We start from the raw sequence: 1,450 nt of genomic DNA on the forward strand, positions 1-1,450 counted from the left end.
ATCTTGGTTTTCATATTAGTTGCTCTGGAGCCGTATCTGAAGCAAGACGACAATATCCAGGTAGACGAATTAACGGTTGTTACTATTGTTGTAATTCTTGTCATACTAGCTAATTAATAATGGGGGGAAACCTCCATTAACTTTAACTCGCATAACGCCTGCATAACACGTTTGCTACCATGCAGATTAAGCCTAAATTTACCACTTAATACGATAAACCCAAAGAAACCTAGAATGCCGAATGTAGCAAATCGTGTTGATGCATTTGTTATAAGTACTATTTTTCCATACTAAAAACGTCCTGCACCTCAAGTACTGCTGCTTGAGCTACTTTATCATCACTAATTAAGGCAAGTTCTCCGGCAACTAATAAGCCGTAATTATTTGCAAAGCTAATTGTATCCTTAATAAAATCTTCATCAAAATTAGAACCTATATTATCGCCAGAGATGCGTCGTGAAATTTGCCCTGCCCCTGAATGCGTTAAACCATTAAGAGTACCCCAATTATTTTTTTTAGCTGTTGATAACCCCTTTATTTTTTTACTTTCGATATCCTTGACCAACACACTAAACTTTTTTTCAAACTTATCATTCCTCAACAAACCTATATCTTTTTCTTCTGAGCAATAATAAAACCATAAACCTTTTACGTAACTTTCAAAAAGACATCTTAAAAGTGCGCTAGCTGAACTATACAAACGTAATTCAATTAAGCTTAAAATTGAACGATAATGCTCCAGACAAATAGAATAATACGAACTAGCAACCATCACTCTATTAGTACGTGGTAACTTTATATTATTTAATGCATTTTCAAGTAACAACAAACTTTCTTTTGATTTATTCATAACTTATCCGTACTTATAACGCTTGCATAACACGTTTATTACTATGCAAACCAACCTGAATTTAACCGCCCTAATCACAAAACCCAAAGCAAACCCAGAACGCCGAGTGTAATAAATCGTGTTGATGCGATTGTTGTGCGGACTCTTTTTCGGCTTGGCTAGCTTGGTAAAGAACTACCCTGCCAAGATTTTCTAAGCCCTGATTTTAATTTACCGATGCCAATTAAGCGAACAAAATGTTCTTAAAATGCGAGATGAAGTGAATGGAAAACAGATACACTTTTTACGCCATTTGAACGACTTGGCTTCAACAAGTTTGGAACTGATAAACCAAATATCCTCGCAACAATTGGGATTGAAAATGCTGCGAGGAAAACACGGATGCAGGTTAAAATGAGGCAACACCAAAGAACCATTGAAGCGTAAAATAGCCTCTGAAACGCCTGAATTTAGGCCGACAATGCTTAATTGCCGAACCTGATGAAACGAACGCTAAAAGGCAACAAAGAAGAGGATTTGTGATAGCTAAATAGCGTTTACAAAAGTCTCGTTTCTATTGAGGAACCGTGCAAAAATTTCGGACTCAGTACGCACAACGCC

1 protein-coding gene is annotated in these 1,450 nt (G+C 36.6%); it reads right to left on the reverse strand.

From position 1 onward, the window contains the following. Positions 1 to 277: 277 nt before the first annotated feature. The gene (locus tag HC728_RS19545) at positions 278 to 850 is read right to left on the reverse strand and encodes a DUF5677 domain-containing protein (protein ID WP_190395969.1); all 573 of its coding nucleotides are present in this window, start codon (positions 848 to 850) and stop codon (positions 278 to 280) included. Between the last annotated feature and the right edge of the window lie 600 nt (positions 851 to 1,450).

Source organism: Aliivibrio sp. S10_S31, assembly GCF_014694495.1.
Lineage (GTDB): Bacteria > Pseudomonadota > Gammaproteobacteria > Enterobacterales > Vibrionaceae > Aliivibrio > Aliivibrio fischeri.

Coding starts and splice junctions, on each gene's coding strand:
- HC728_RS19545 (WP_190395969.1), bottom strand. CDS start 850: ATGAATAAATCAAAAGAAAGTTTGTTGTTACTTGAAAATGCATTAAAT.